The following is a 20,787-nucleotide window of genomic DNA, read 5'->3' on the forward strand; positions in this document are numbered from 1 at the left end:
CCGCTCAGGCCGTCACCGCGCGTTCGACGTGCAGGGCGAGGAACGCGTAGACCCGCCGGACCAGCTCGGAGTCGCCGCCCATGAGGTCGTACCCGTGGTCGACGCCGCGGATGTCGTAGTGCTCCACCAGCGCGCCGGCTTCCGCGAGCTTGGCCGCGTAGGCGACGGCTTCGGCGCGCAGCCGGTCGTACTCGCAGGTGAGCACGAGCGCGGGTGCGATGCCCACCAGGCCGTCGCCGTTGCTCCCCCACGCCGGTGACGCCAGCGGGTCGGTGCGGCGGGCGGCGTCGGGGATGTAGGCGGTGTCGAAGACCTCCCCCATCCACGGCCGGATCACCGCGCCCCGCGGCGCGGGCTTGGCCGCGGCCGGGGTGACGAGGTCCAGCGGCGGGTAGTGCAGCACCTGCACCGCGATCGCCGGACCGCCGTCGCGCAGCGCGAGCCGGGACGCCGCGGCCGCGAGCGAGCCGCCGGCGCTCTGCCCGCCGACGCACAGCCGCCCGCCGGCCCACTCGCGCTCGGGCGCGGCCGCCCACGTCAGCGCGTCGTGGACCTGTTCGCACGGCACGGGGAACCGCCGGGCCGGCGCGAGCGCGTAGTCGACGTTGACCACGACCACCCCCGCGTGCTCGGCGAGGTACCGGCACAGCGGGTCGTCCCCGATCGGGGCGCCGATCACGAACCCGCCGCCGTGGGCGTTGACGTACACGCCCCGGGCGTCTCCCGGCGGGCGGTACAGGGTGGCGGCCATCGGGCCGTGCCGGGTCGGGATCGTGATTTCGCCGGTGCGGCCGGGAATCTCGGGGAACAGCGGACGCGGTTTGACCGCCCGCGCGGCGGCGGCCCCCAGCAGGCGGGCCACCCCGTCGGCGACGAACGGCTTCGACAGGATCGACACGGACGACCTCACTTCGCGGTGACTTGGTGGAACTGCAGCGAAACCCCGCGCGGCCGGGCGCCGTCGAGCAGCGGGACGAGCGTGCCGACGAGAACGGCGTCGTTGAGCCAGGCGTACGGGCCTTCGGGCGCTTCGACGCGCGGGCTCGTGACAATCCCCCGCGCGGTGAACGCGCCGGTGTTGGTCACGGTGAGCACGACGCCGTCGTCGGTGCGGATCAGGTACTTCGCCGTGACGGCGGCGACGCCGTCACCCCGCACGACGCTCCAGTCCGCGCCGATGCCGAGCACCTCGCCGGTGACGCGCGGGCCGTCGGCGCGGCCGCCGGTGATCGGGATGACGCGCCGGTGCCCGGCCGGCGTCACCCCGGCGTCGATCGGCTCGGCGATCAGCACCTCCAGCCTGGCCACCAGTTCCATCGTCAGTTCCGGGTGGGTCATCGTCACGCTTCCCTTCTCGCGCCGAGGGTGTGCAGGATGCGGCCGAGGCGATCGGCAAGGTCCCCGGGATCGAGCGTCTCCTCGGCACCGAGCAGCCAGGCGTTGATCACCGCGCCGGCGCCCCCGGTGAGGAACACGGCGAGGTCGTCGGCCGTCCCGGCCGGCACGCGGTCGCCGAAGAGCGCCCGGACGGCGTGGCGGTTGACCGGCGCGAGCAGCTCACCCAATGCGGTGGTCAGCGCGAACGCGCACGGGCCGGTGAGCAGGGCGCGGTAGAACGCGCGGTGCGCGGCGAAGTGCCGGGCCGTGGCGAGCACCGCGGCGCGCCCGGACTCCCGGGCGGGCAGCAGCTCGCGCCGCGCGAGGTCGAGCGCCGCGGCGACCAGCAGCGCGTCCCGGTCGGCGAAGTGCAGGTAGACGAGCTGACGGCTGACCCCGGCGGCTTCGGCCAGGTCGGTCACCGGGACGCTCGCGCTGCCGCGGCCGGACACCAGCCGCACGGCCGCCGCGTACAGCGCCGCCCGCGACCGGGCGGCCCGCGGGTCACGGCTGTCGATGCTCACCCGCACTTTATAGACACCTGTCAAAGAACTGGCAAGCGCCTTGACCTTGACACCGTGACAAGGTCTTCACTGGGCGCAGGAGGTGATCACCGTGAACCCGACCCTGTTCGACGCGCTGGGCGCCGGGAACTCGTCGACGCGGCTGCAGGCGGCCCTGGAGGCCGGCACGCGCGCCGAGCCCGGCTTCGCCGACACGCTCGTGGCGCGGTCCGCGATCGAGCCGGACTTCTTCGTGCGCGACATGCTCACCTGGGCCCTGACCCGGCTCCCGGCGGACGTCACCGTGCCCAAGCTGCTCGGGGAGCTCCGGTCCGAACACGCGCAAGCCCGGAGCCAGGCCCTGCACACGCTGTCCAAGATCGGCGACGCCGCGACGTGGCCCGCGATCACGCCGGCGCTGCTGCGCGACGCCGACGACGAGGTCGCGCGCAGCGCCTGGCGGGCCGCCGTCGTCCTCGTCCCGGACGGCGACCGCGGCGAGCTGGCCGCGGAGCTGGTCACGCAGCTCGGTCGCGGCGACCGGACCGTGCGGCTGAGCCTCAGCCGGGCGCTCGTCGCGCTCGGCGACGGCGTCGAGCCGGCGCTGCGGCCGGGCCTGGCGAGTGCCGACCCGGCGGTGCGGGCGCACGCCCGTGCCACGGAACGGCTGCTGCGCGACCCGGACGCCGCGTTCGACCCGGGCGTCGACGAGGCCAAGCGGATCGTCGCGCTCGGCCCGGAGCACTCGGGCGGGACGTCGTGCTGATCGGCGAGGTGGCGCGCCGCTCGGGGGTGAGCAGCCGGATGCTCCGGCACTACGACACCCTCGGGCTGGTGCGCCCGACCGGGCGCACCGTCGGCGGCTACCGCGAATACGCGGCCCGGGACATCCGCCGGATCTTCCACGTGGAGAGCCTGCGGTCACTGGGGTTGTCGCTGCGCCAGATCGGCCGGGCGCTGGAGGATCCCGCCTTCGCACCGGCCACGCTGGTCGGCGACCTCATCCGGCGGACCGAAGACCGGCTGCGGCGGGAGCGGGAGCTGCTCGACCGGCTCCGGGCGGTCGACGCTTCGGCGCCCGAGGGCTGGCCGGACGTCCTGGGCATCATCGAGCTCCTGCGCGGGCTCGACTCGGCCAGTGCCGCGCGCCGGCAGCAGGCCGTCCTGGCCCCGGCCGACGACGTGCCGCTGCCGGCCGACCTGCTGGCCGGCGCGGTCCTGGCCGAGGCCGACGCGAACGTCGCCGGCGCCCTGCGGTGGGCCCTCGCGCGGGCGGGCGGCGACGGCGTCGCGAGCCTGGCGCCCGGCATGACCTCGGCGGACGTCGACGTCCGCCGGCGCGCGGTCCGGGCGATCGCCGGGTTCGCCGGCGCCGAGGCGACCGCGCTGCTCGCGGCGGCCCTCGGCGACCCGGACCCGGCCGTGCGCCGGCACGCCGCGCTGGCGTCGGCCGCGCGCGGCGAGACCGCGGCCGTGCCGACGCTCGTCACGATGGTGGTCGAGGGCACGAACGACGTCGAGGCGGCGGAGCTGCTCGGCGCGCTGTCCCGGGATGCCTCCAGCGCGGACCGGATCATGAGCGCGCTGACCGCCGAGCTGGCCGCGCCCACCGCGGACTCCGCGGTGCGGATCCGCTTGACCCAGGCCTTCGCCGAGATGCCGCCGGCGCTCGCGAAGGACGTCCTGCGGCGGCTGGCCGGCGACGAGGACCGGGCCGTCGCGCTCATCGCCGCGGCCCTCGCGGGCGTGCTCGAAGACCGGCTCAGTGCGGAAGCTTGACCACCGTGACGAAGAAGCTGTCGATCTGGCGGACGGCCTCGACGAAGCTGTCGAAGTCGACGGGCTTGGTGACGTAGGCGTTGGCGTGCAGGTCGTAGCTGCGCGCGATGTCCTCCTCGGCCTCGGACGTCGTCAGCACGACGACCGGGATGCTCCGCAGCTCCGGGCTGGCCTTGACCTCGGCGAGCACCTCACGGCCGTCCCGGCGGGGCAGGTTGAGGTCGAGCAGGATCAGGCCGGGCCGCGGCGCGTCCTCGTAGGGCGGCTCGCGCCGGAGGAACTGCAGCGCCTGCTCGCCGTCGGAGACGACCGACAGGGTGTTGCGGATCTTGTAGTGCTCGAACGCTTCCCGCGTCATCAGGACGTCGCCGGGGTCGTCCTCCACGAGCAGGACGTCGATCGGTTCCGGGGTCTGGGTCATGCCGCGTCCTGTTCTTCGGCGACGGCACCGGCGAGTTCCGGGGCCACGAGTGCGGGGAGGGTGAATCGGAAGCACGTGCCTTCGGCGACTTCGGTGTCCAGCCAGATGCGGCCGCCGTGGTGCTCGACGATCTTGCGGCACATCGCCAGGCCGATCCCGGTGCCCGGGTAGTCGCCGCGGCCGTGCAGCCGCTGGAAGATCACGAAGATCCGCTCGGCGTACTGCGCGTCGATCCCGATCCCGTTGTCCGTCACGGAGAACACCCAGTCCGCGCCGTCGCGCTCGGCGGCGACGGTGATCTCGGGTGGCCGTTCGCCGTGGAACTTCACGGCGTTGCCGATCAGGTTCTGGAACACCGCGGTCAGCAGCGACTGCTCACCCCGCACCGGCGGCAGGCCGTCGGCGACGCTCACCCGCGCGCCGGCGTCGGCGAGCACGCTCTCGAGGTTCGCCGTGGCCGTGGCCACCAGCGCCGCCGTCTCGACCGCCACCGGCTCGCCACCGCGGCGGCCGACGCGGGAGAACGCCAGCAGGTCGTTGATCAGCACCTGCATCCGCTTGGCGCCGTCGACGGCGAACCCGATGTACTGCTCGCCGCGCTCGTCGAGCTTGTCGTGGTAGCGCTTCTCCAGCAGCTGGCAGAAGCTGGTCACCTTCCGCAGCGGCTCCTGGAGGTCGTGCGAGGCGACGTAGGCGAACTGCTCCAGGTCGGAGTTCGACCGCTCCAGGGCGTGCGTCCGGGCCTCCAGCAGCGTGTGGGCCCGCTCCAGCTCGGCCACCTCTTCGAGGATGCGCCGGCGCATCACGTCGACGTCGGCGCCGAGCTGGCGCACCTCCCGGGGCCCGGTCGCCACCACCGGCCGGTGCAGGTCGCGCGCGGCCGTGTCGCGCACCGCGGCGGCCAGCTGCTGGATCGGCCCGACCACGGCCCGGCGCAGGCCCGCGAACAGCAGGACGAACGCCGCCGCGATCACCACGGCGATGGTGACGAGGATCCAGGTCAGCAGGTTCGTCGCGGCCGCGAGGTCCGCGCGGGCGTCCAGCCGGGCGGCGTCGAGGTGCGCGTCCTGCTCGGTGAGGCGGCCGCGCAGCGCGTCGAAGAGCTTCTTGTCCTGTTCCACCTGCCCCGCCGTCGGCGCGGGGCCGCCCGGCGCCGCCTGGGCGAGGGCCGCCCCACGCCACGCGTCGGCGCCGGCCAGGACCGCGGCGAGGTCGCGCCCCGGCGCGGTGTCCGGGGTGGCGCCCAGCCGGCGCAGCTCCGCCACGGCCCGGTCCTGGTCGGCGAGCCCGGCCCGGTACGGCTCGAGGAACTCCTGCTGCCGGGTCAGCAGGTAACCGCGGATCCCGGTCTCCTGGTCGACCAGCGCCGTCGAGAGGGCCTTGGCCTGCAGCAGCTGCGGCCCCACCACGTCGAGCAGCCGGCTCCGGGCGTCGTCGAGGCGGGACAGCGCGAGCGCGCCGCCCGCGAGGGCGCCGACGAGCAGGACGGCCTCGACGAGCGCCAGCACCCCGGCCCAGCGCCGCAGCGGCCAGGACGCGCGTTCCCGCGTCATCGGGCTCCTCCGGCGGCTCGCTGGGTGAGCAGGACCAGCGCGATGTCGTCGTCCACCGGGCCGTCGTTCAGCTGCTGGACGCGGCCGATCAGGGCGTCCAGCGCCGCACCGGCGTCACCCGGCCCGGTGAGGAGCTCCCCGGCCAGCGCGGCCATCCGGGTGCGGCCGAGGCGATCGCCGCCGCCGGAGCGGCCCTCGAAGATGCCGTCGGTGTAGAGCAGCAGGGACCAGCCCGGCGCCAGCGCGACCTCGGTCTGGCGCCGGGGCCGCTTCAGCGGGAGGCCCAGCGGCGGGCCCAGGCCGTCGGAGGACAGGAACTCCACCGGGCCGGCCCCGCCCAGCAGCAACGGCGGCGGGTGCCCGGCGAGCACCATCCGCGCGGACGTCCGGTCCGGGGCCACGGTGACCACGCACGCGGTGGCGAACAGCGGCTCGATCCGCTCGTTCACCAGGACCCGGTCGACCGTGGCCAGCACCTCGGTGGCCGGCAGCCCGGCCAGCACCAGGGCCCGCCACGCGATCCGCAGCGCCACGCCCAGCGCGGCTTCGTCCGGGCCGTGCCCGCAGACGTCCCCGATGATCACCTCGACGGTGCCGTCGGCGAGCTCGACCGTGTCGTAGAAGTCGCCGCCCAGCAACGCGCCGTCGCGGCCCGGGCGGTAGCGGACCGCCAGGCCGAGGCCGTCGTCGGCGAGCAGCGGGGTGGGCAGCAGGCCGCGTTCGAGCCGCGCGTTCTCCCCCGCGAGCAGCTGCTGCTCCAGGAGCCGCTGTTCGGCGCCCTCGGCTCGCCGCCGTTCCCAGGCGTAGCGCATGGCGCGCATCAGCAGCGGGCCGTCGACCTGGTCCTTGCCGAGGTAGTCCTGGGCCCCGGCGGCCACGGCGGCCACGCCGGTGGCGGTGTCGTTCTGCCCGGTCAGCACCACGATGGCGCTGCCCGGGCTGTGTCGGCGCAACGTCGTGAGGGCGGTCAGGCCGGACGCGTCGGGCAGCTGCAGGTCGAGCAGCACGCAGTCGACGCCCCCGACGTGCGGCAGCGCGGCCGCCAGGGTCGCCACCCGCAGCAGCGTGATCCGCTCGGCCTCGACCGGGACGTCGGCGAGCATCTCCTCGACCAGCAGCGCGTCGCCGTCGTCGTCCTCGACCAGCAGCACCGAGAGCCGGTTGACCGCGGACGGCAGCGAAAGCGGGGGCACCGTGACGCGGGTGGAGCCGACCGAAGGAGCGGTCACGACATCGAGCCTCTCTCGAATGAGGCCTCACCAAGCCGCCCGCACACAGGCCACCGGATCAGGCGTAACGGCGCCCGCACAGGCAAGGCCACCGGCGGCTGTGTTTTTCAACCGCGCGCACTGTATCCCGGGGTGATCCAGCGGAACCAGACCGGTGGCGCACAACGGACCCGGTCGCCCGCCACGTGACGTACTCGCTCGATGCGGTGAACGACCCGGCCGGGGCTCGTCGCGCGGGTACCCCACCCGAAACGAGGAGGCGACGATGGCCGGCAACGATCTGCTGGGGTTCCTGATCATCGGGCTGATCTTCGTGGTGGCGGACGGCCAGGTCCTCCACCGCGACGGCCGGCGCTACCTGCGCGGCCCGGACGGCGCCGGCGGGCCGACGGCGACGATGGTGGTGACGGTCTTCCACCTCGTCGCGCTGGGCCTGCTGGCCCTGCTCTCGGTGATCGGCCCCGGGTGGTCGGGCTCGGCGCCCGCGCTCGTCGGCCGGGTCGGCGTGTTCCTGCTCCTGCTGGCCGTGGTGCACGCGGCGACGCTGTCGGCGCTGGTCCGCCGGCGCCAGGACGCTCGCGTGCGGACCCGCTTCCCCGGGAGCGACCCGGACGCCGCCGGCCCGCACGTCAGCCCGGACCTCGGGAACCACGGCCCGTACCGCACCTGACCCGGCGGCCGCTGGACCTGTTCGCTACCAGGGCACCACGCCGTTGTCGTCGAAGAAGCCGCCCGTCGGGCCGTCGGCCGGCAGGGTCGCGAGGCGGATCGCCGTGACCGCGCCCTGTTCGGGGGTGCGCACGCCGCGGAAGCCGTTCAGGTCCGTCGCGACGTAACCCGGGCAGGCGTTGTTGATCAGGATGTTCGTGTCGCGCAGTTCCTTGGCGTACTGGACGACGACGGCGTTGAGGAACGTCTTCGACGGCATGTACGCGGCGGACAGGAACCCGAAGTCGGCGTCCGCCGCGGACTGCCGGGTCAGCGAGCCGGTTTCGCTGGACAGGTTGACGATCCGCGGCGAGGCCGAACGGCGCAGCAGCGGCAGCATCGTGTTGATCACCCGGATCACGCCGTACACGTTGGTCTCCACGGCCGCGCGCACGGTGCCGAGGCCGACCTTCGTGGGCTCCTGCGGGAAACCGCCGACGACCGCGGCGTTGTTGACCAGGACGTCGAGGCGGCCGAAGCGCTCGTCGAGGAGCACGGCCGCGGCGGTCACGCTCGCGTCGCCGGTCACGTCGAGGGGTACGCCGAACGCGTCGGCGCCGCCCGCGCGCAGCTTCGCCACGGCGGTCTCGCGCCGCTGCTCGTCGCGGGCGCCGACGCCCACGCTCCAGCCGAGCGCACCCAGGCCGGCCGCGATCTCGTACCCGATTCCCTTGTTGGCGCCGGTGACCAGCGCGATCGTCTTTTCACTCATGAACTCGAGCTTGGCCGCGCCGCGGCCGGGCACCAACACCGTCCGCGTCGGCGATCGATACCCGGCCGGTATCGATGTAGCGTGAGGTCATGGAGACGCGCGAGCTGCAGTACTTCGTCGCCGTCGCCGAGGAACTGCACTTCGGCCGCGCGGCCGAGCGTCTGGGCATGGCCCAGCCCCCGCTGTCGCGCGCGATCGGCCTTCTCGAACGGCGGCTCGGCGTCACGCTGTTCGAGCGCACCAGCCGCTCGGTCACGCTCACCGACGCCGGATCCGTGCTGCTGGCCGAGGGCCGCGCCGTCCTCGGCGCGCTGGCCGCGGCCGAGCGGCGCACCCGGCGGGCCGCGACCGGCCGGACCGGGCTCGTCCTCGTCACCAAGGCCGGCGTTTCCGGTGACCTGCTGAAGGAACTGCTCGCCGCGTACGCCGCCGAGCCGGACGCCGCCGACGTCGACGTGCTGCTGTGCGAGGCCCGCGAGCAGGAACGGCTGTTGCGCGACGGGCAGGCCGACGTCGCGCTGATGCACTGGCCCTACGACTCGACGGCCGGGTTCGACACCGAGGAGCTGGGCACCGAGGGGCAGGTCGTGATCCTGCCGGCCGGGCACCCGCTCGCCGGCCGGTCGCACGTCCGGACCGCCGACGTCGCGGCGCTGCCCGACCTCCCGATGGCCCGCTGGCCGCGTCCCGACGGCGGTTATCCGGACGGCCCGGGCGCCGAGGTACGGAACCTGACCCAGCTCTACCAGCTGATCGCGCTCGGCCGGACCACGGTGATCCTCGCCGAGTCGTGCCGCACCCACCTGCGCGCGGACCTCGCCGCCGTGCCGGTCGTCGACGCGCCCGCCGTGACGACGGTGATCGCGTGGCCACCGCACAGCCGGTCCCGCGCCGTCGCCGGCCTGGTCCGCGCCGCGTCACGCGAGCACGCGGCGACCCGCTAAACCGTCCGGATCCTCGCCCCACCCACCACACCGACCGCGCTCGCGCGGCCGTCGCACAGTCGACCCGGTCGACACCGCGTCGCACGACCAGCGCCCGCTCAACCGCCCGGGTCCTCGGCCCGCACAGCCGAACCCGCACCACCGCGCGACTGGTCCGCGCCGCGTCGCGCGAGCACGCCGCGACCCGCTGAACCCTTCACCCCGGGCGTTGACTTCCGGCAGCGCCGGTGGTTCGCTTTCTGGGAGCGCTCTCAGCCATCTTGCATTCTGTTCGATCCGGACGAGTGAGGGATGGACTCTTCATGACAGCTCGACCACTTCGCCGCGCCGTCACGGCCGCGGCGGTCCTGCTCGCCGCGGGCCTGGCCGGGGCCGCCCCCGCCACCGCGGCCGAGCCGGACGTCGCCGTCACCGTGAACGCGCGGGCCGGCCTGGCCTCCGTGGCGGACACCGCACTCGGGGCCAACCACGCCGTCTGGGACAGCCAGCTCGGCACCGACACCGTGGCCGGCCTGCTCGGCGACGCCGGCGTGCGCGTGCTGCGCTACCCCGGCGGTTCCTACGGCGACATCTACCACTGGAAGGACAACACCGCGCCGGGCGGCTACGTCGCACCGGACACCGACTTCGACACCTTCATGGGCGGCGCGCGGCGCACCGGGGCCCAGCCGATCATCATCGCCAACTACGGCACCGGCACACCGCAGGAAGCGGCGGACTGGGTCCGGTACGCCAACGTCACCAAGGGCTACGGCGCCCGCTACTGGGAGATCGGCAACGAGCTGTACGGCAACGGCCACTACGGCGCGAACTGGGAAGCCGACAACCACGCCGACAAGAGCCCCACGGCCTACGCCAACGGCGTCGTCGCCTACGCCGCGGCCATGAAGGCCGTCGACCCGTCGGTCAAGATCGGCGCGGTGCTGACGACCCCGGCGAACTGGCCCGACGGCATCGTCGGCGACGGCGACACCGCCGACTGGAACCAGACCGTGCTGTCGATCGCCGGTCCCCATGTCGACTTCGTCGTCCTGCACTGGTACCCCGGCGGCGCCACGGCGGCGGAGGCGCTCGCCAAGCCCGAGCAGGTGGACGACATGGTGTACGTCGTCCGGCGCGAGATCGCGCAGTACGCGGGCGCGAACCCCGGGCGGATCGGCGTCGCGCTCACCGAGACCAACACCTCGGTCGGCATGGACACCCAGCCCGGCGCGCTGTTCGCCGCCGAGACGTACAGCACGATGCTGGAGAACGGCGTGTTCACCGTCGACTGGTGGGACACGCACAACGGCGCGTCGCAGGTGTCCACAGTGGAGGGTCAGACCGACTACGGGGACATGGGGATGCTCTCCAGCGCGACGTGCCTGGGCGACGTCTGCGAGCCGCCGCTGAACACGCCGTTCGCGCCCTACCACGGCTTGAAGATGCTGAGCCTCTTCGCGCGCCCCGGAGACCAGCTGGTCCGCGCGGGGACGAGCGAGCCGCTGGTCACCGCGCACGCCGCCCGCCGGCCCGACGGCGATCTTTCCGTGCTGCTGGTCAACAAGGATCCCGGCAACGCCCACACGGTCGCCGTCGATTACGCCGGTTACGCCCCGGCCGCCACGGCGTCGAAGGTGTACACCTTCACCAACGGCGCGACGTCGATCGCGGAGGGCGCCGGCGGCAGCAGCACGAGCCGGACGCTGCCGCCGTACTCGCTGACCACGCTGGTGCTGCACCCGGCGACCGCGGTCACCGGAGCCCCGGCCGCACCCGGTCCGGTGACAGCCGGCCAGGTCACCGACCGTTCGGCGACGCTCACCTGGCCCGCGGCCGCGCCCGGCGGCCACCCGGTCGCGAAGTACGAGGTCTACCGGACCGTCGGCACGACCAGTGAGGCGTGGGGCGAGACCGCGGGCAGGTCGTTCACCGTCGGCAACCTCGTCCCGGGCAGCCGGTACACGGTCAACGTGCTGGCGCGGGACACGGCGGGCACCGTCTCCTGGGCGTCGCCGTCGCTGACGTTCACCACGGGCGCGCCGGCGCGGAGCACGTGCGCGGCCACGATGTCCGACGTCACCGACTGGTCGAGCGGCTTCGTCGGCGGCGTCCACCTCACCAACACGGGCACGAAACCGGCGCCGAACTGGACGTTGACCTTCACCTGGCCGACCGCGCGGCAGCACCTCACCGGCGGCTGGAACGGCACCTGGACCCAGACCGGCACCACCGTGACGGTCACGTCGGCCACGGCGCTGGCCCCGGGCGCGAGCGTCGACCCGGGCTTCACGGCCGACTACGGCGGCCCGAACATCCTGCCGACGGCGTTCACCCTGAACGGCACCCTCTGCAGCGCGTCGTGACCACCGGTGCCGGGCGGTAAGCCCGCCCGGCACCGCGGCTACGGCGAATGCCCGATGGTCAACGGCGCCGGTTTCCGGCACGGTGGGAGGTTCCGGATCGCTGGAGCGGAGGGCTCGCCGTGCCTCGTCGTCGTGTGCCCGAACCCGCCACCGGCGGCACCGCCGGGCGGGTCTTCCTCCCGGTGATGCTGGTCCTCTTCGGCCTGGGCACGGCCGTGGCCATGGTCCTGGTCCTGGTCCTGGTCCTGGTCCTGGTCCTCCAGATCACTGTCCACATCCCCCGAAATCCCTCCACAACCCCGCATCTTTCGTAGCGAAAGTGGCGTCCTGGGGGGCCTGGCCGACGAAATCGGCCACGGCGGCGAGACGTCGCCGTGGCTCGTGCTGGCGTTGCTGGCCTCCGCGGTGCAGCTGGCCGGCGTGGTCGCCGTCGGCTTCCGGCGGCGCTGGGGGCGCGAAGGTGTTCGCCGGGGTGCTACTGGACCTCAGGCAGGTGACCGGCGCGAGCGCGCTGCTGATCATCGGGAAGATCGTCGTGGCCGGCCTGCTCGCCGCCGCGATCCTCCTCCGCTGGGACGACCTGGCCGAGTGACGCGCGGCGCGCCCACGGCCGGGCCTCGCGCCAGGCCAGGTACCCGGCGAAGATCGCGGCGGTGCCGCGCGCCTCGGAACGCGTCTCGAGGAACTCGTCCAGCAACGTGAAGAGCAGGTCGACCGCGAGCTGACGGCCGTCCCCCGCCGCTTCGTCGTGCCACCCCGACGTGCGGCCGGGGAAGGCCAGGTACAGCACCAGCGACGTCCAGGTCAGGTTGCCGCCGGTGCCGACCCGGGGCACGAGCGACTCCTTGAAGCCGGTCAGCAGCCCGCCGTCGTTGCCCGCGTCCACACCGAGCAGGTACGTGCAGTAGTCGTGGTAGCTGCCGTCCAATCCGTACAGCTGCGGACGCCGGTGGATGTCGGCGAAGTGCTTCCGGTGGTCCACGGTCCTCCTCGCGAGCGCTCGGTTCAGCGTAGTCCTTGACGAACCGCGCACCGCCTCCTTAGGTTGTCGGTCATAGGACGTCGGACATCCCATGTCCTACCACTCCATCCCCTCAGCGAGGAGGCGGAACCGGTGTCATCGAAACGCCGAGCGGGCGCGATCCTGCTGGCCGCGGCCGTGGTCTGGCTGCCCTTCACCCGGGCGGCCTCGGCCGCCGACCGAGGATGCGCGTCCTCGGTGCCGTTCACCTCCGGCACCGAGGGATACGACACCTTCCGGATCCCCGCGGTGGTGCGCGCCGCGAACGGGTCGCTGGTGGCGTTCGCCGAAGGCCGGCGCGACTCGGCCGGCGACTCCGGCGCCATCCGGACGGTGTCCCGCTCGTCGCGCGACGGCGGCTGCACCTGGGGCCCGCTCGCCGTGGTGACCACCAACGGCGACGCCACCGCGGGCAACCCGACGCCGGTGCTGGCCCGCAACGGCGACCTCGTCCTCCTGACCGTCCACAACGGACTCGTCTCGGAGAAGCAGATCATGACCGGCGCGGCGTCGGAGCAGGACACCCGCCGGGTGTTCGTCCAGCGCAGCGGCGACAACGGCCGCACCTGGAGCGCCGCGCGCGACATCACCGCGGACACGAAACGGCCCGGCTGGCGGTGGTACGCCACCGGTCCCGGGCACGCCACGCTGCTGCGGCACGGCCCGCACGCGGGCCGGATCGTCGTGCCCGCCAACCATTCCAGCTCGCCGCCGGCCGGCTCGGCCGACGTCGGCACCGAGGCGAAGTACTACGGCGGCCACGACCTCTACAGCGACGACGACGGCCGCACCTGGCACATCGGCTTCACCGACGACCGCACCGACGGCGTCGTCGCCGCGAACGAGACCTCGGCGACGGAACTGCCCGACGGCACGCTCTACTTCTCCAGCCGCAACCAGGGTTCCGCGGCCGAGCACCGGGTCGACGGCTACAGCGTGGACGGCGGCAAGACGCTCGTGCGGCCGTACCGGGCGCAGCCGGCGCTGTCCGGGACGAAGGTCGAGGGCAGCGTGCTGCAGACGACGATCCCGTGGCTGCTGCTGTACTCCGGCCCCTCCGACCCCGCGACGCGCGCGGTGATGCAGCTGCGGCTGAGCACCGACCGCGGGCGCACCTGGATCCCGGGCCGGACGCTGACCACCGGGCCCGCGGCGTACTCCGACCTCGTGCAGGCCGACCCGCTCACCGCCGGGCTGCTCTACGAGACCGGCACGGCCGGCCCGTACGAAACCATTGTGTTCCACCGCATCCCGCTCACCCGGGTGCACTGAGCCCGGTCCCGCACCCGGCGCGTGCCGGGTGCGGGACGGGGTCGCTCAGCCCCAGGCCAGCGGCAGCTGCAGCGGCCCGCGCGTCGAGAGGCCCAGCTTCCAGCCGATGCCGGCCTCGCCCTCGGCCAGCCGCAGTTCCGGCAGCCGCCGCAGCAGCGTGTCCAGCGCGACCTGCAGTTCCATCCGGGCCAGCGGCGCGCCCAGGCAGTGGTGGGCGCCGTGGCCGAAGCCGATGTGCGTCGCCTCCCCGCGCAGCAGGTCCAGCACCTCCGGGTCCGAGTACACCGAGCCGTCGCGGTTCGCGGACGCCAGCGCGGGCAGCACCGGCTCCCCCGCCCGGACCGTCACCCCGCCCAGCTCGACGTCTTCCGTCGCGTAGCGCGCGATACCCGCGCCGGTGCCGAGCGGGACGAACCGCATCAGCTCCTCCACCGCCTTCGGCACCAGGCTCAGGTCCGCGCGCAGCAGCGCCAGCTGGCCCGGGTGCGTGAGCAGCGCGTACACGAAGTTCGGGATCTGGGACGCGGTCGTCTCGTGCCCGGCCACCAGCAGCGTCTGCGCCAGCGACAGCAGCTCCTCCTCCGAGAGCCGGTCGTCTTCGTCGCGGGCCACGACCAGCGCGCCGAGCAGGTCGTCGTGCGGCGTCTCCCGGCGCTGCGCGATCAGGCCGGCCATGTATTCGTTCATCTTCGTCATCGCGTCGAGGACTTCGTCCGGCGTGAACTTCGTCGTCGAGAGGAACGCGTCCGACCAGACGCGGAAGTCGCCGCGGTCCTCGAACGGGACGCCCAGCAGCTCGCAGATCACCGTCACCGGGAACGGCAGCGCGAAGGCCTCGACCAGGTCGGCGGGCGGACCCTGGGCCAGCATCGTGTCGACGAGCCCGTCGGCGATCTCCTGCGCCCGCGTCCGCAGCGCGTCGATCCGGCGCATGGTGAACGCCTTCATCACCAGGCGCCGCAGCCGGCTGTGGTCCGGCGGGTCGAGGCTGAGGATGTTGCCCGGCGGCGGCAGGTGCGGGCGCAGCCGCGGCTCGTCGCGCCCGGTCGCCGCCGCGCGGCTGAAGCGCGGGTCCCCCAGCACCACCTTGACGTCCTCGTAGCGCGTCGCCAGCCAGGCTGGTTCGCCGTAGGGCATGGTGACGCGGCTCAGCGGTTCTTCGGTGCGCAGCTGCTCGAACAGCGGCTCGATGTCCAGTTTTTCCGGCTCACTGAAGGGATACGCCCTCGTCATCGAGACTCCTTCGTGGTTTCGCGGTGTCGGTACGGGACGAACACAGCGGCGACGACCGCGAGGACGCAGATCGCGCCGGACACGGTGAACGCGGTGGTGTACGCGCCGACCGTGGGCAGGGGGAGGCCCGGCAGCAGGGTCGCGGCCAGGATCGCCGACGCCACCGCCGTGCCGATGGAGCCGCCGATCGAGCGCAGCGTCTGGTTGACGCTGTTGGCGACGCTCGTCTGCTCGGGGGTGACGCCGCTGTTGAGCAACGTCGGGATCGCGCCGAACGCCAGCCCCAGCCCGAGGCCGAGCAGGCCGGTCGCGACGTAGAAGTGCCAGTGCTCGGCGTGGAAGGCGAGCAGGAACGCGAACGTCGCGGTGGCGACGACCGTGCCGATCACCATCGGCCACTTCGGGCCGACGCGGCGGATCAGCACCGACACCGCGCCGGCGGCAAGTAGGGTGCCCGCGGTCATCGGCAGCAGCGTCAGGCCCGCGCCGAGCGCGTCGGACCCGAAGCCGTACCCGAACCGGCCCGGCGTCTGCACGAACTGGATCACCAGGATGAACGCGCCGTACATGCCGGCGCCGGTGAGGAAGGTGGCGATGTTGGTGCCCAGCACGACCGGCGTGCGCATCATCGCGATGTCGACCAGCGGTTCGCGCACGCGCCGCTCGACGACCACCCACGCGGCCAGCAGCACGACCGCGCCGGCGAACAGGCCGAGGACGGTGGCCGAGCCCCAGCCCCACGCCGGCCCGCGGTTGATGCCGAGCACCAGGCAGACCAGGCCGCCGGCGAGCGTCAGCAAGCCGAAGACGTCGACGTAGAACTTGCCGGCCGTCTCCGGCAGCCGGATCAGCGCGGCGGTGCCGAGCAGGCCGAGGGCGGTGACCGCCGCCGAGATCCAGAACATGCCCTGCGCCGACACGCCCGCCTGCACCAGCAGCCCGGACACGAGCAGGCCCGCGCCCGCGCCGATGCCGGTGAGCGCGCTCAGCAGCGCGATGCTCGAGGGGACGCGCTCCGGCGGGAAGATCGACCGGACGATCCCGATGGCCAGCGGCATGGCCGCGAAGCCCATGCCCTGCAGCGCGCGGCCGGCCAGCACGACGCCCATCGACGTCGAGACGGCCACCAGCACCGAGCCGAGGGTGGTCAGCGCGAGCGTCGCCATCAGGACGCGCTTGCGGCCCAGCTTGTCGCCGAGCGAACCGAGCAACGGCGTGAACACCGCCGCGGACAGCATGTTGACGGTCACGACCCACGACACGTCGGCCATCGAGACGTCCAGCGACTGAGCGAGGCCGGACAGGATCGGCATGACCATGCTCTGCATGACGACGATCGCGAACGTCGACAGCGCCAGCACCAGCAGCACCGCCGTCGGATGCGACTCCGCGCGCCGGCCGGGCCGCACGGGCGCTGGGGCGGTGAGGGTGTCGGACACGGGATTCTCCTTTGTAGTCAACTGACGACTTCCACGGTAGCCAGGTGCCGGAAGCCAAGTCAACGAGTGACTACTTAACCGCCTGGTGATCGCCCTCACAGTGCGTTTGCGCTGGTCTACACTGCGGAGACCGACGAAACGGAGGCCGGCGATGGACACGGCGACACCGCGCGCCCGCCGCCGGGACGCGGCGGCGACCCGGGCAGCGCTGCTGACCGCGGCCCGGACGCTGCTGAGCGAAAACGGCGTCGAGGGCACGAGCACCCGCGACGTCGCGGCCCGGGCCGGGGTGAACCAGGCGCTGGTCTACCGCTACTTCGGATCGAAGGAGAAGCTGTTCGCCGAGGCGGCGGACCAAGGCTGGGACTCCGCCGACACCATGACGACGGACCTCCCGCTGAAGGACCTCCCCCGCGCGCTGCTGGAGCGCGCGTTGAACGTCGGCGCCGAGCACCCCGGCGGCCTGTCCGGCCTGGTGATCGCGGCGAACGACGACATGATCCGGGCCGTCGTCCGCGAGCGGATCGAACGCGCCTTCGACGAGCAGCTCGCCCCGCGCCTGAGCGGCCCGGACCGCGAGCTGCGCGCGGAGCTGCTGGCCGCGGTGATCACCGGGATCGCCGTACTGCGCGGCAAAGTGGGCACGAAGGCCCTGACCGCGGCCGACCGCGAGGCGCTCGGCGCGTACGTCGACCGCATGGCCGCCCCCCTGCTCGACCTCGGCTGAACCACCCTCCCCACAACCCCGAAGCCCGCTCACCACTCACCCCCAGAACGCCACTTTCGCTACGAAAGATGCGGGGTTGTGGAGGGATTTCGGGGGATGTGGACAACTGAGCAGCGGCGGGTGCGTGAGAACTTTTCGTCGTAGATATTGTCAACAATTTCATCGACGATTAGGGTGCGAGTCATGCTCATCGACTGCCACGGGCACTACACCACCGCGCCGCCGGCGTTGGCCGCCTGGCGCGAGCGGCAGGTCGCCGCCCTGGCCGGCTGGCCCGCGCCGGCCCGCGCCGACCTGCGGATCAGCGACGACGAGCTGCGAGAAACGATCGAGCCGAACCAGCTGCGACTGATGGACGAACGCGGCATCGACCTCACGATCTTCTCGCCCCGCGCGTCCTTCATGGCCCACCACATTGGGGACTTCGCGACGTCGTCGGCGTGGGCCGCGCTCTGCAACGAGCTCTGCTACCGCGTCAGCACGCTCTACCCCGGGCGGTTCGCGCCGGCCGCGATGCTCCCGCAGTCCCCCGGCGCCGACCCGGCCACCTGCGTCCCGGAGCTGACGCGGTGCGTCGAGGAGTACGGCGCCGTCGCGCTGAACCTCAACCCCGATCCCTCCGGCGGCCACTGGACGGCGCCGCCGCTCACCGACCGGTCGTGGTACCCCGTCTACGAGAAGATGGTCGAGTACGACGTCCCGGCGATGGTCCACGTCAGCACGAGCGTGAACCCCGCCTTCCACACCACCGGCGCGCACTACCTCAACGCCGACACCACCGCGTTCATGCAACTGCTCCAGGGTGACCTGTTCGCGGACTTCCCCACCCTGCGGCTGATCATCCCGCACGGCGGCGGCGCGGTGCCCTACCACTGGGGCCGGTTCCGCGGCCTGGCGCTGGCGCTGGGCAAGCCGCCGCTCGAAGAACACCTGCTGGGCAACGTCTTCTTCGACACCTGCGTCTACCACCAGCCCGGCTCGGACCTGCTGTTCGACGTCATCCCGGCGAAGAACATCCTGTTCGCCTCGGAGATGATCGGCGCCGTCCGCGACGTCGACCCGTCGACCGGCCACCACTTCGACGACACGCGGCGCTACGTCGAAGCCGCGAAACTGTCCGAAAAGGACCTGACCGCGATCCGGGAGCACAACGCCCGCGCCGTCTACCCCCGCCTCGATGCCCTGCTGACGCGTCAAGGCCGGTGAGGAAGCCCCATGACCGAACCGAAAACCCCCGGCTGGCTCGACTGGTACGCCCACCCGTCGAAGCCTGAGTTCCGGCTCCCGCCCGGCACCGTCGACGCGCACTGCCACGTCTTCGGCCCGCAGGCCGAGTTCCCCTTCGCACCGGAACGCAAGTACACCCCGTGCGACGGCGGCAAGGACGACCTCTTCGCCCTGCGCGACCACCTCGGCGTCTCGCGCAACGTCATCGTCCAGACCACCTGCCACGGCGCGGACAACTCCGCCATGGTCGACGCCGTCCGCGCGGCGGGCGGCCGGGCGCGCGGGATCGCGACCGTCCGGCCGGACGTCAGCGACCGCGAACTGCGCGAGCTCGACGCCGCGGGGGTGCGCGGCGTGCGCTTCAACTTCGTGAAACGCCTGGTCGACACCGCCCCGCACGAAGCGCTGGCCACCATCGCGCAGAAGATCGCCCCGCTCGGCTGGCACGTCGTCCTCTACTTCGAGAGCGTCGACCTGCCCGAGCTGGAAGGGTTCTTCGGCGCGCTGCCCACCCCGCTCGTCGTGGACCACCTGGGCCGCCCGGACGTCACGCAGCCGGTCGGCGGGCGGGAGTTCGGCCGCTTCCTGCGGTTCGTCGAGCGCAACGACGTCTGGGTCAAGGTCAGCTGCCCGGAGCGCCTGACCGTCACCGGGCCGCCCGCCCTCGGCGGCGAGCGACACGCCTATCGCGACGTCGTCCCGTTCGGCCGGTGCGTCGTGGCGGAGTTCCCCGACCGCGTGCTGTGGGGCAGCGACTGGCCGCACCCCAACCTCCTGGGCCACATGCCGGACGACGGCCTGCTGGTCGACTACGTGCCGCAAGTGGCGATCACGGCCGAACAGCAGCGGAAGCTGCTCGTGGCCAACCCGGCGCACCTGTACTGGCCCGGCAATGACTGACGCCTGAGCGACAGGAACCCCCATGCAGCAAGCGAACTCCCTGAACCGGCTGAACCGCCTGCCGATCTCCCGGTTCCACAAGATCACCCTGCTCGCCGTCTCGTTCGCCTACTTCTTCGAGTTCGCGGACATCAACAGCTTCGCCACCACCGCGCCCAAGCTGATCAAGCTGTGGGGCGTGACGGTCGACCAGGTCGCCTACGTCACGTCGCTGTCGTTCGTCGGGATGTTCTTCGGCGCGGTCATCGCGAGCGGCCTCGCCGACCGGTGGGGCCGCAAACGCGCGCTGCTGTGGACGACCTTGTGGTTCGGCGTCTTCTCCTTCGCCGCCGTCTTCTCGTGGGACGTCGTTTCCCTCGGCGTGTTCCGCGTCCTGACCTCGGCCGGGCTTTCGGCGATGACCGTCGTGGCCGTCATCTACGTCAACGAGCTGTACCCGGCCGCCAGCCGCGGCAAGTACCAGGCCTACGCGATCGTGATCGGCATCTGCGGCACCCCGGTCACCAACCTGATCGCCAGCGCGGTGGTGCCGATCAACGACTGGTCGTGGCGGCTGGTCTACCTGTGGGGCGCGCTCGGCGTGCTGCTCGTCTTCTTCACCCGGCGGCTCAAGGAGTCACCGCGCTGGCACGAGAGCCGCGGCGACCACGCCGAGGCGGACCGGATCCTGCGGGAGATCGAAGACCAGGTCGCGGCGGAGCAGGGGCCGTTGCCCGAGCCCGAACCGCCCGTCGAAGAAGCTTCGGTGACGAAGGCGCCGCTGCGCCTGCTGCTGCAGAAGAAGTACCTGTACCCCACCTTGCTGCTGACCGTCGTGTGGGTGACGCAGACGATCGGCTTCTTCGGCTACTCGAGCTGGGCGCCCACGCTGCTGGCCCAGGAGGGCTTCAGCGTCGAGAAGTCGGTCTTCTACGTGGCCCTGACGACCGTCGGCGCGCCGCTCGGGTCGTACCTGGCCGCCCTGGTCACCGACCGGTTCGAACGCAAGTGGTGCCTGGTCGCCTTCGGCACGGTCATCGCGCTGTGCGGCCTGCTCTACGGGCTCACCTTCAACCCGGTCCTGATCGTGGTCTTCGGGTTCCTGGTGAACCTGTTCGAACGCGGCTACACGGCCCTCGGCTACGCCTACTCCCCCGAGCTGTTCGACACGCGGAGCCGGTCGCTGGGCACCGGCGTCTCCTACGGGCTCGGGCGGCTGTCGAACGCGGCGGGTCCCCTGATCGTGGCCGCGCTCTACACCGGCAGCGGCTATCGGAGCGTGTTCCTCTTCATCGCCGGCACCTGGCTGGTCGGCGCGGTGGTCCTGGCCGTGTTCGGCCCGCGGACCCGCCCGTCCGCCGTCACCCGGGCGGAACCCGATGTGCCGATTCGCGGGTAACCGCCGCCGGCCCGGGTAA

The 20,787-nt window shown here is 72.9% G+C and carries 21 protein-coding genes; 11 read left to right on the plus strand and 10 right to left on the minus strand.

Annotated elements, in window-relative coordinates; all coding sequences use genetic code 11:
- Positions 1-4: 4 nt before the first annotated feature.
- From MUY22_RS45945 to MUY22_RS45955, 3 genes are read right to left on the minus strand one after another with little or no spacing between them, the layout of a single operon-like run.
- Positions 5-898 carry an alpha/beta hydrolase fold domain-containing protein gene (locus MUY22_RS45945; protein ID WP_247054336.1) on the minus strand — a complete coding sequence of 298 codons (894 nt, stop codon included), beginning with the start codon at positions 896-898 and terminating at the stop codon, positions 5-7.
- Between the two features lie 8 nt (positions 899-906).
- A complete protein-coding gene (locus MUY22_RS45950) occupies positions 907-1,338 on the minus strand; it encodes a DUF3237 family protein (RefSeq protein ID WP_247054338.1) in 432 nt (143 codons plus the stop codon).
- 2 nt (positions 1,339-1,340) lie between these two features.
- Positions 1,341-1,901 carry a TetR/AcrR family transcriptional regulator gene (locus MUY22_RS45955; protein ID WP_247054340.1) on the minus strand — a complete coding sequence of 187 codons (561 nt, stop codon included), beginning with the start codon at positions 1,899-1,901 and terminating at the stop codon, positions 1,341-1,343.
- Between the two features lie 82 nt (positions 1,902-1,983).
- Here MUY22_RS45955 and MUY22_RS45960 point away from each other — a divergent pair, with 82 nt between their 5' ends.
- Both MUY22_RS45960 and MUY22_RS45965 read left to right on the plus strand, forming a co-directional pair.
- Complete coding sequence (locus tag MUY22_RS45960; RefSeq protein ID WP_247054342.1) at positions 1,984-2,646, plus strand: HEAT repeat domain-containing protein; 663 nt, start codon at positions 1,984-1,986, stop codon at positions 2,644-2,646.
- Positions 2,640-3,659: a MerR family transcriptional regulator gene (locus tag MUY22_RS45965; RefSeq protein WP_247054344.1), complete on the plus strand. Its 1,020-nt coding sequence runs from the start codon at positions 2,640-2,642 to the stop codon at positions 3,657-3,659. Before MUY22_RS45960 ends, MUY22_RS45965 begins: the two co-directional genes overlap by 7 nt.
- Here MUY22_RS45965 and MUY22_RS45970 read toward each other — a convergent pair.
- The 3 genes from MUY22_RS45970 to MUY22_RS45980 are packed head-to-tail and all read right to left on the minus strand — an operon-like array spanning position 3,643 to position 6,826.
- Positions 3,643-4,080, minus strand: coding sequence for a response regulator (locus tag MUY22_RS45970; RefSeq protein WP_247054346.1), 438 nt, complete (start codon positions 4,078-4,080; stop codon positions 3,643-3,645). The genes MUY22_RS45965 and MUY22_RS45970 overlap by 17 nt on opposite strands.
- Positions 4,077-5,633 carry an ATP-binding protein gene (locus MUY22_RS45975; protein WP_247054348.1) on the minus strand — a complete coding sequence of 519 codons (1,557 nt, stop codon included), beginning with the start codon at positions 5,631-5,633 and terminating at the stop codon, positions 4,077-4,079. The genes MUY22_RS45970 and MUY22_RS45975 overlap by 4 nt, the downstream gene beginning before the upstream one ends.
- Complete coding sequence (locus tag MUY22_RS45980; RefSeq protein WP_247064440.1) at positions 5,630-6,826, minus strand: PP2C family protein-serine/threonine phosphatase; 1,197 nt, start codon at positions 6,824-6,826, stop codon at positions 5,630-5,632. Before MUY22_RS45980 ends, MUY22_RS45975 begins: the two co-directional genes overlap by 4 nt.
- Positions 6,827-7,127: 301 nt before the next feature.
- Between MUY22_RS45980 and MUY22_RS45985 the strand changes: the two genes are divergently transcribed.
- On the plus strand, positions 7,128-7,532 hold the full coding sequence (locus tag MUY22_RS45985) for a hypothetical protein (RefSeq protein ID WP_247054350.1): 405 nt from the start codon (positions 7,128-7,130) through the stop codon (positions 7,530-7,532).
- A 24-nt stretch (positions 7,533-7,556) separates the two neighbouring features.
- Here MUY22_RS45985 and MUY22_RS45990 read toward each other — a convergent pair whose 3' ends face one another.
- On the minus strand, positions 7,557-8,282 hold the full coding sequence (locus MUY22_RS45990; RefSeq protein WP_247054352.1) for an SDR family oxidoreductase: 726 nt from the start codon (positions 8,280-8,282) through the stop codon (positions 7,557-7,559).
- A gap of 89 nt (positions 8,283-8,371) precedes the next feature.
- Here MUY22_RS45990 and MUY22_RS45995 point away from each other — a divergent pair, with 89 nt between their 5' ends.
- The 3 genes from MUY22_RS45995 to MUY22_RS46005 all read left to right on the plus strand — a co-directional run bounded on the left by MUY22_RS45995 (position 8,372) and on the right by MUY22_RS46005 (position 11,885).
- Positions 8,372-9,226 carry a LysR family transcriptional regulator gene (locus MUY22_RS45995; protein WP_247054355.1) on the plus strand — a complete coding sequence of 285 codons (855 nt, stop codon included), beginning with the start codon at positions 8,372-8,374 and terminating at the stop codon, positions 9,224-9,226.
- A gap of 302 nt (positions 9,227-9,528) precedes the next feature.
- Positions 9,529-11,571 carry a cellulose binding domain-containing protein gene (locus MUY22_RS46000; protein ID WP_247054358.1) on the plus strand — a complete coding sequence of 681 codons (2,043 nt, stop codon included), beginning with the start codon at positions 9,529-9,531 and terminating at the stop codon, positions 11,569-11,571.
- A 119-nt stretch (positions 11,572-11,690) separates the two neighbouring features.
- Complete coding sequence (locus tag MUY22_RS46005) at positions 11,691-11,885, plus strand: hypothetical protein (RefSeq protein ID WP_247054360.1); 195 nt, start codon at positions 11,691-11,693, stop codon at positions 11,883-11,885.
- Positions 11,886-12,046: 161 nt separating this feature from the next.
- On the opposite strand, the gene MUY22_RS46010 is transcribed toward MUY22_RS46005, so the two are convergent.
- Entirely contained in the window at positions 12,047-12,553 is a 507-nt protein-coding gene (locus tag MUY22_RS46010; protein WP_247054363.1) for a hypothetical protein, read from the minus strand.
- A 132-nt stretch (positions 12,554-12,685) separates the two neighbouring features.
- Between MUY22_RS46010 and MUY22_RS46015 the strand changes: the two genes are divergently transcribed.
- Complete coding sequence (locus MUY22_RS46015; RefSeq protein ID WP_371827547.1) at positions 12,686-13,864, plus strand: exo-alpha-sialidase; 1,179 nt, start codon at positions 12,686-12,688, stop codon at positions 13,862-13,864.
- A 45-nt stretch (positions 13,865-13,909) separates the two neighbouring features.
- Here MUY22_RS46015 and MUY22_RS46020 read toward each other — a convergent pair whose 3' ends face one another.
- The gene (locus tag MUY22_RS46020; protein WP_247054365.1) at positions 13,910-15,097 is read right to left on the minus strand and encodes a cytochrome P450; all 1,188 of its coding nucleotides are present in this window, start codon (positions 15,095-15,097) and stop codon (positions 13,910-13,912) included.
- Complete coding sequence (locus MUY22_RS46025) at positions 15,094-16,536, minus strand: MFS transporter (RefSeq protein ID WP_247054367.1); 1,443 nt, start codon at positions 16,534-16,536, stop codon at positions 15,094-15,096. Before MUY22_RS46025 ends, MUY22_RS46020 begins: the two co-directional genes overlap by 4 nt.
- A gap of 151 nt (positions 16,537-16,687) precedes the next feature.
- Here MUY22_RS46025 and MUY22_RS46030 point away from each other — a divergent pair, with 151 nt between their 5' ends.
- From MUY22_RS46030 to MUY22_RS46045, 4 genes are all read left to right on the plus strand, one after another.
- Positions 16,688-17,263, plus strand: coding sequence for a TetR/AcrR family transcriptional regulator (locus MUY22_RS46030; protein WP_247054369.1), 576 nt, complete (start codon positions 16,688-16,690; stop codon positions 17,261-17,263).
- A gap of 183 nt (positions 17,264-17,446) precedes the next feature.
- Positions 17,447-18,469, plus strand: coding sequence for an amidohydrolase family protein (locus tag MUY22_RS46035; protein ID WP_247054371.1), 1,023 nt, complete (start codon positions 17,447-17,449; stop codon positions 18,467-18,469).
- A 9-nt stretch (positions 18,470-18,478) separates the two neighbouring features.
- Entirely contained in the window at positions 18,479-19,390 is a 912-nt protein-coding gene (locus tag MUY22_RS46040; RefSeq protein WP_247054373.1) for an amidohydrolase family protein, read from the plus strand.
- Positions 19,391-19,412: 22 nt separating this feature from the next.
- A complete protein-coding gene (locus MUY22_RS46045; RefSeq protein ID WP_247054375.1) occupies positions 19,413-20,768 on the plus strand; it encodes an MFS transporter in 1,356 nt (451 codons plus the stop codon).
- The last annotated feature ends 19 nt before the right edge of the window (positions 20,769-20,787 follow it).

This window comes from Amycolatopsis sp. WQ 127309 (assembly GCF_023023025.1).
Classification (GTDB): domain Bacteria; phylum Actinomycetota; class Actinomycetes; order Mycobacteriales; family Pseudonocardiaceae; genus Amycolatopsis.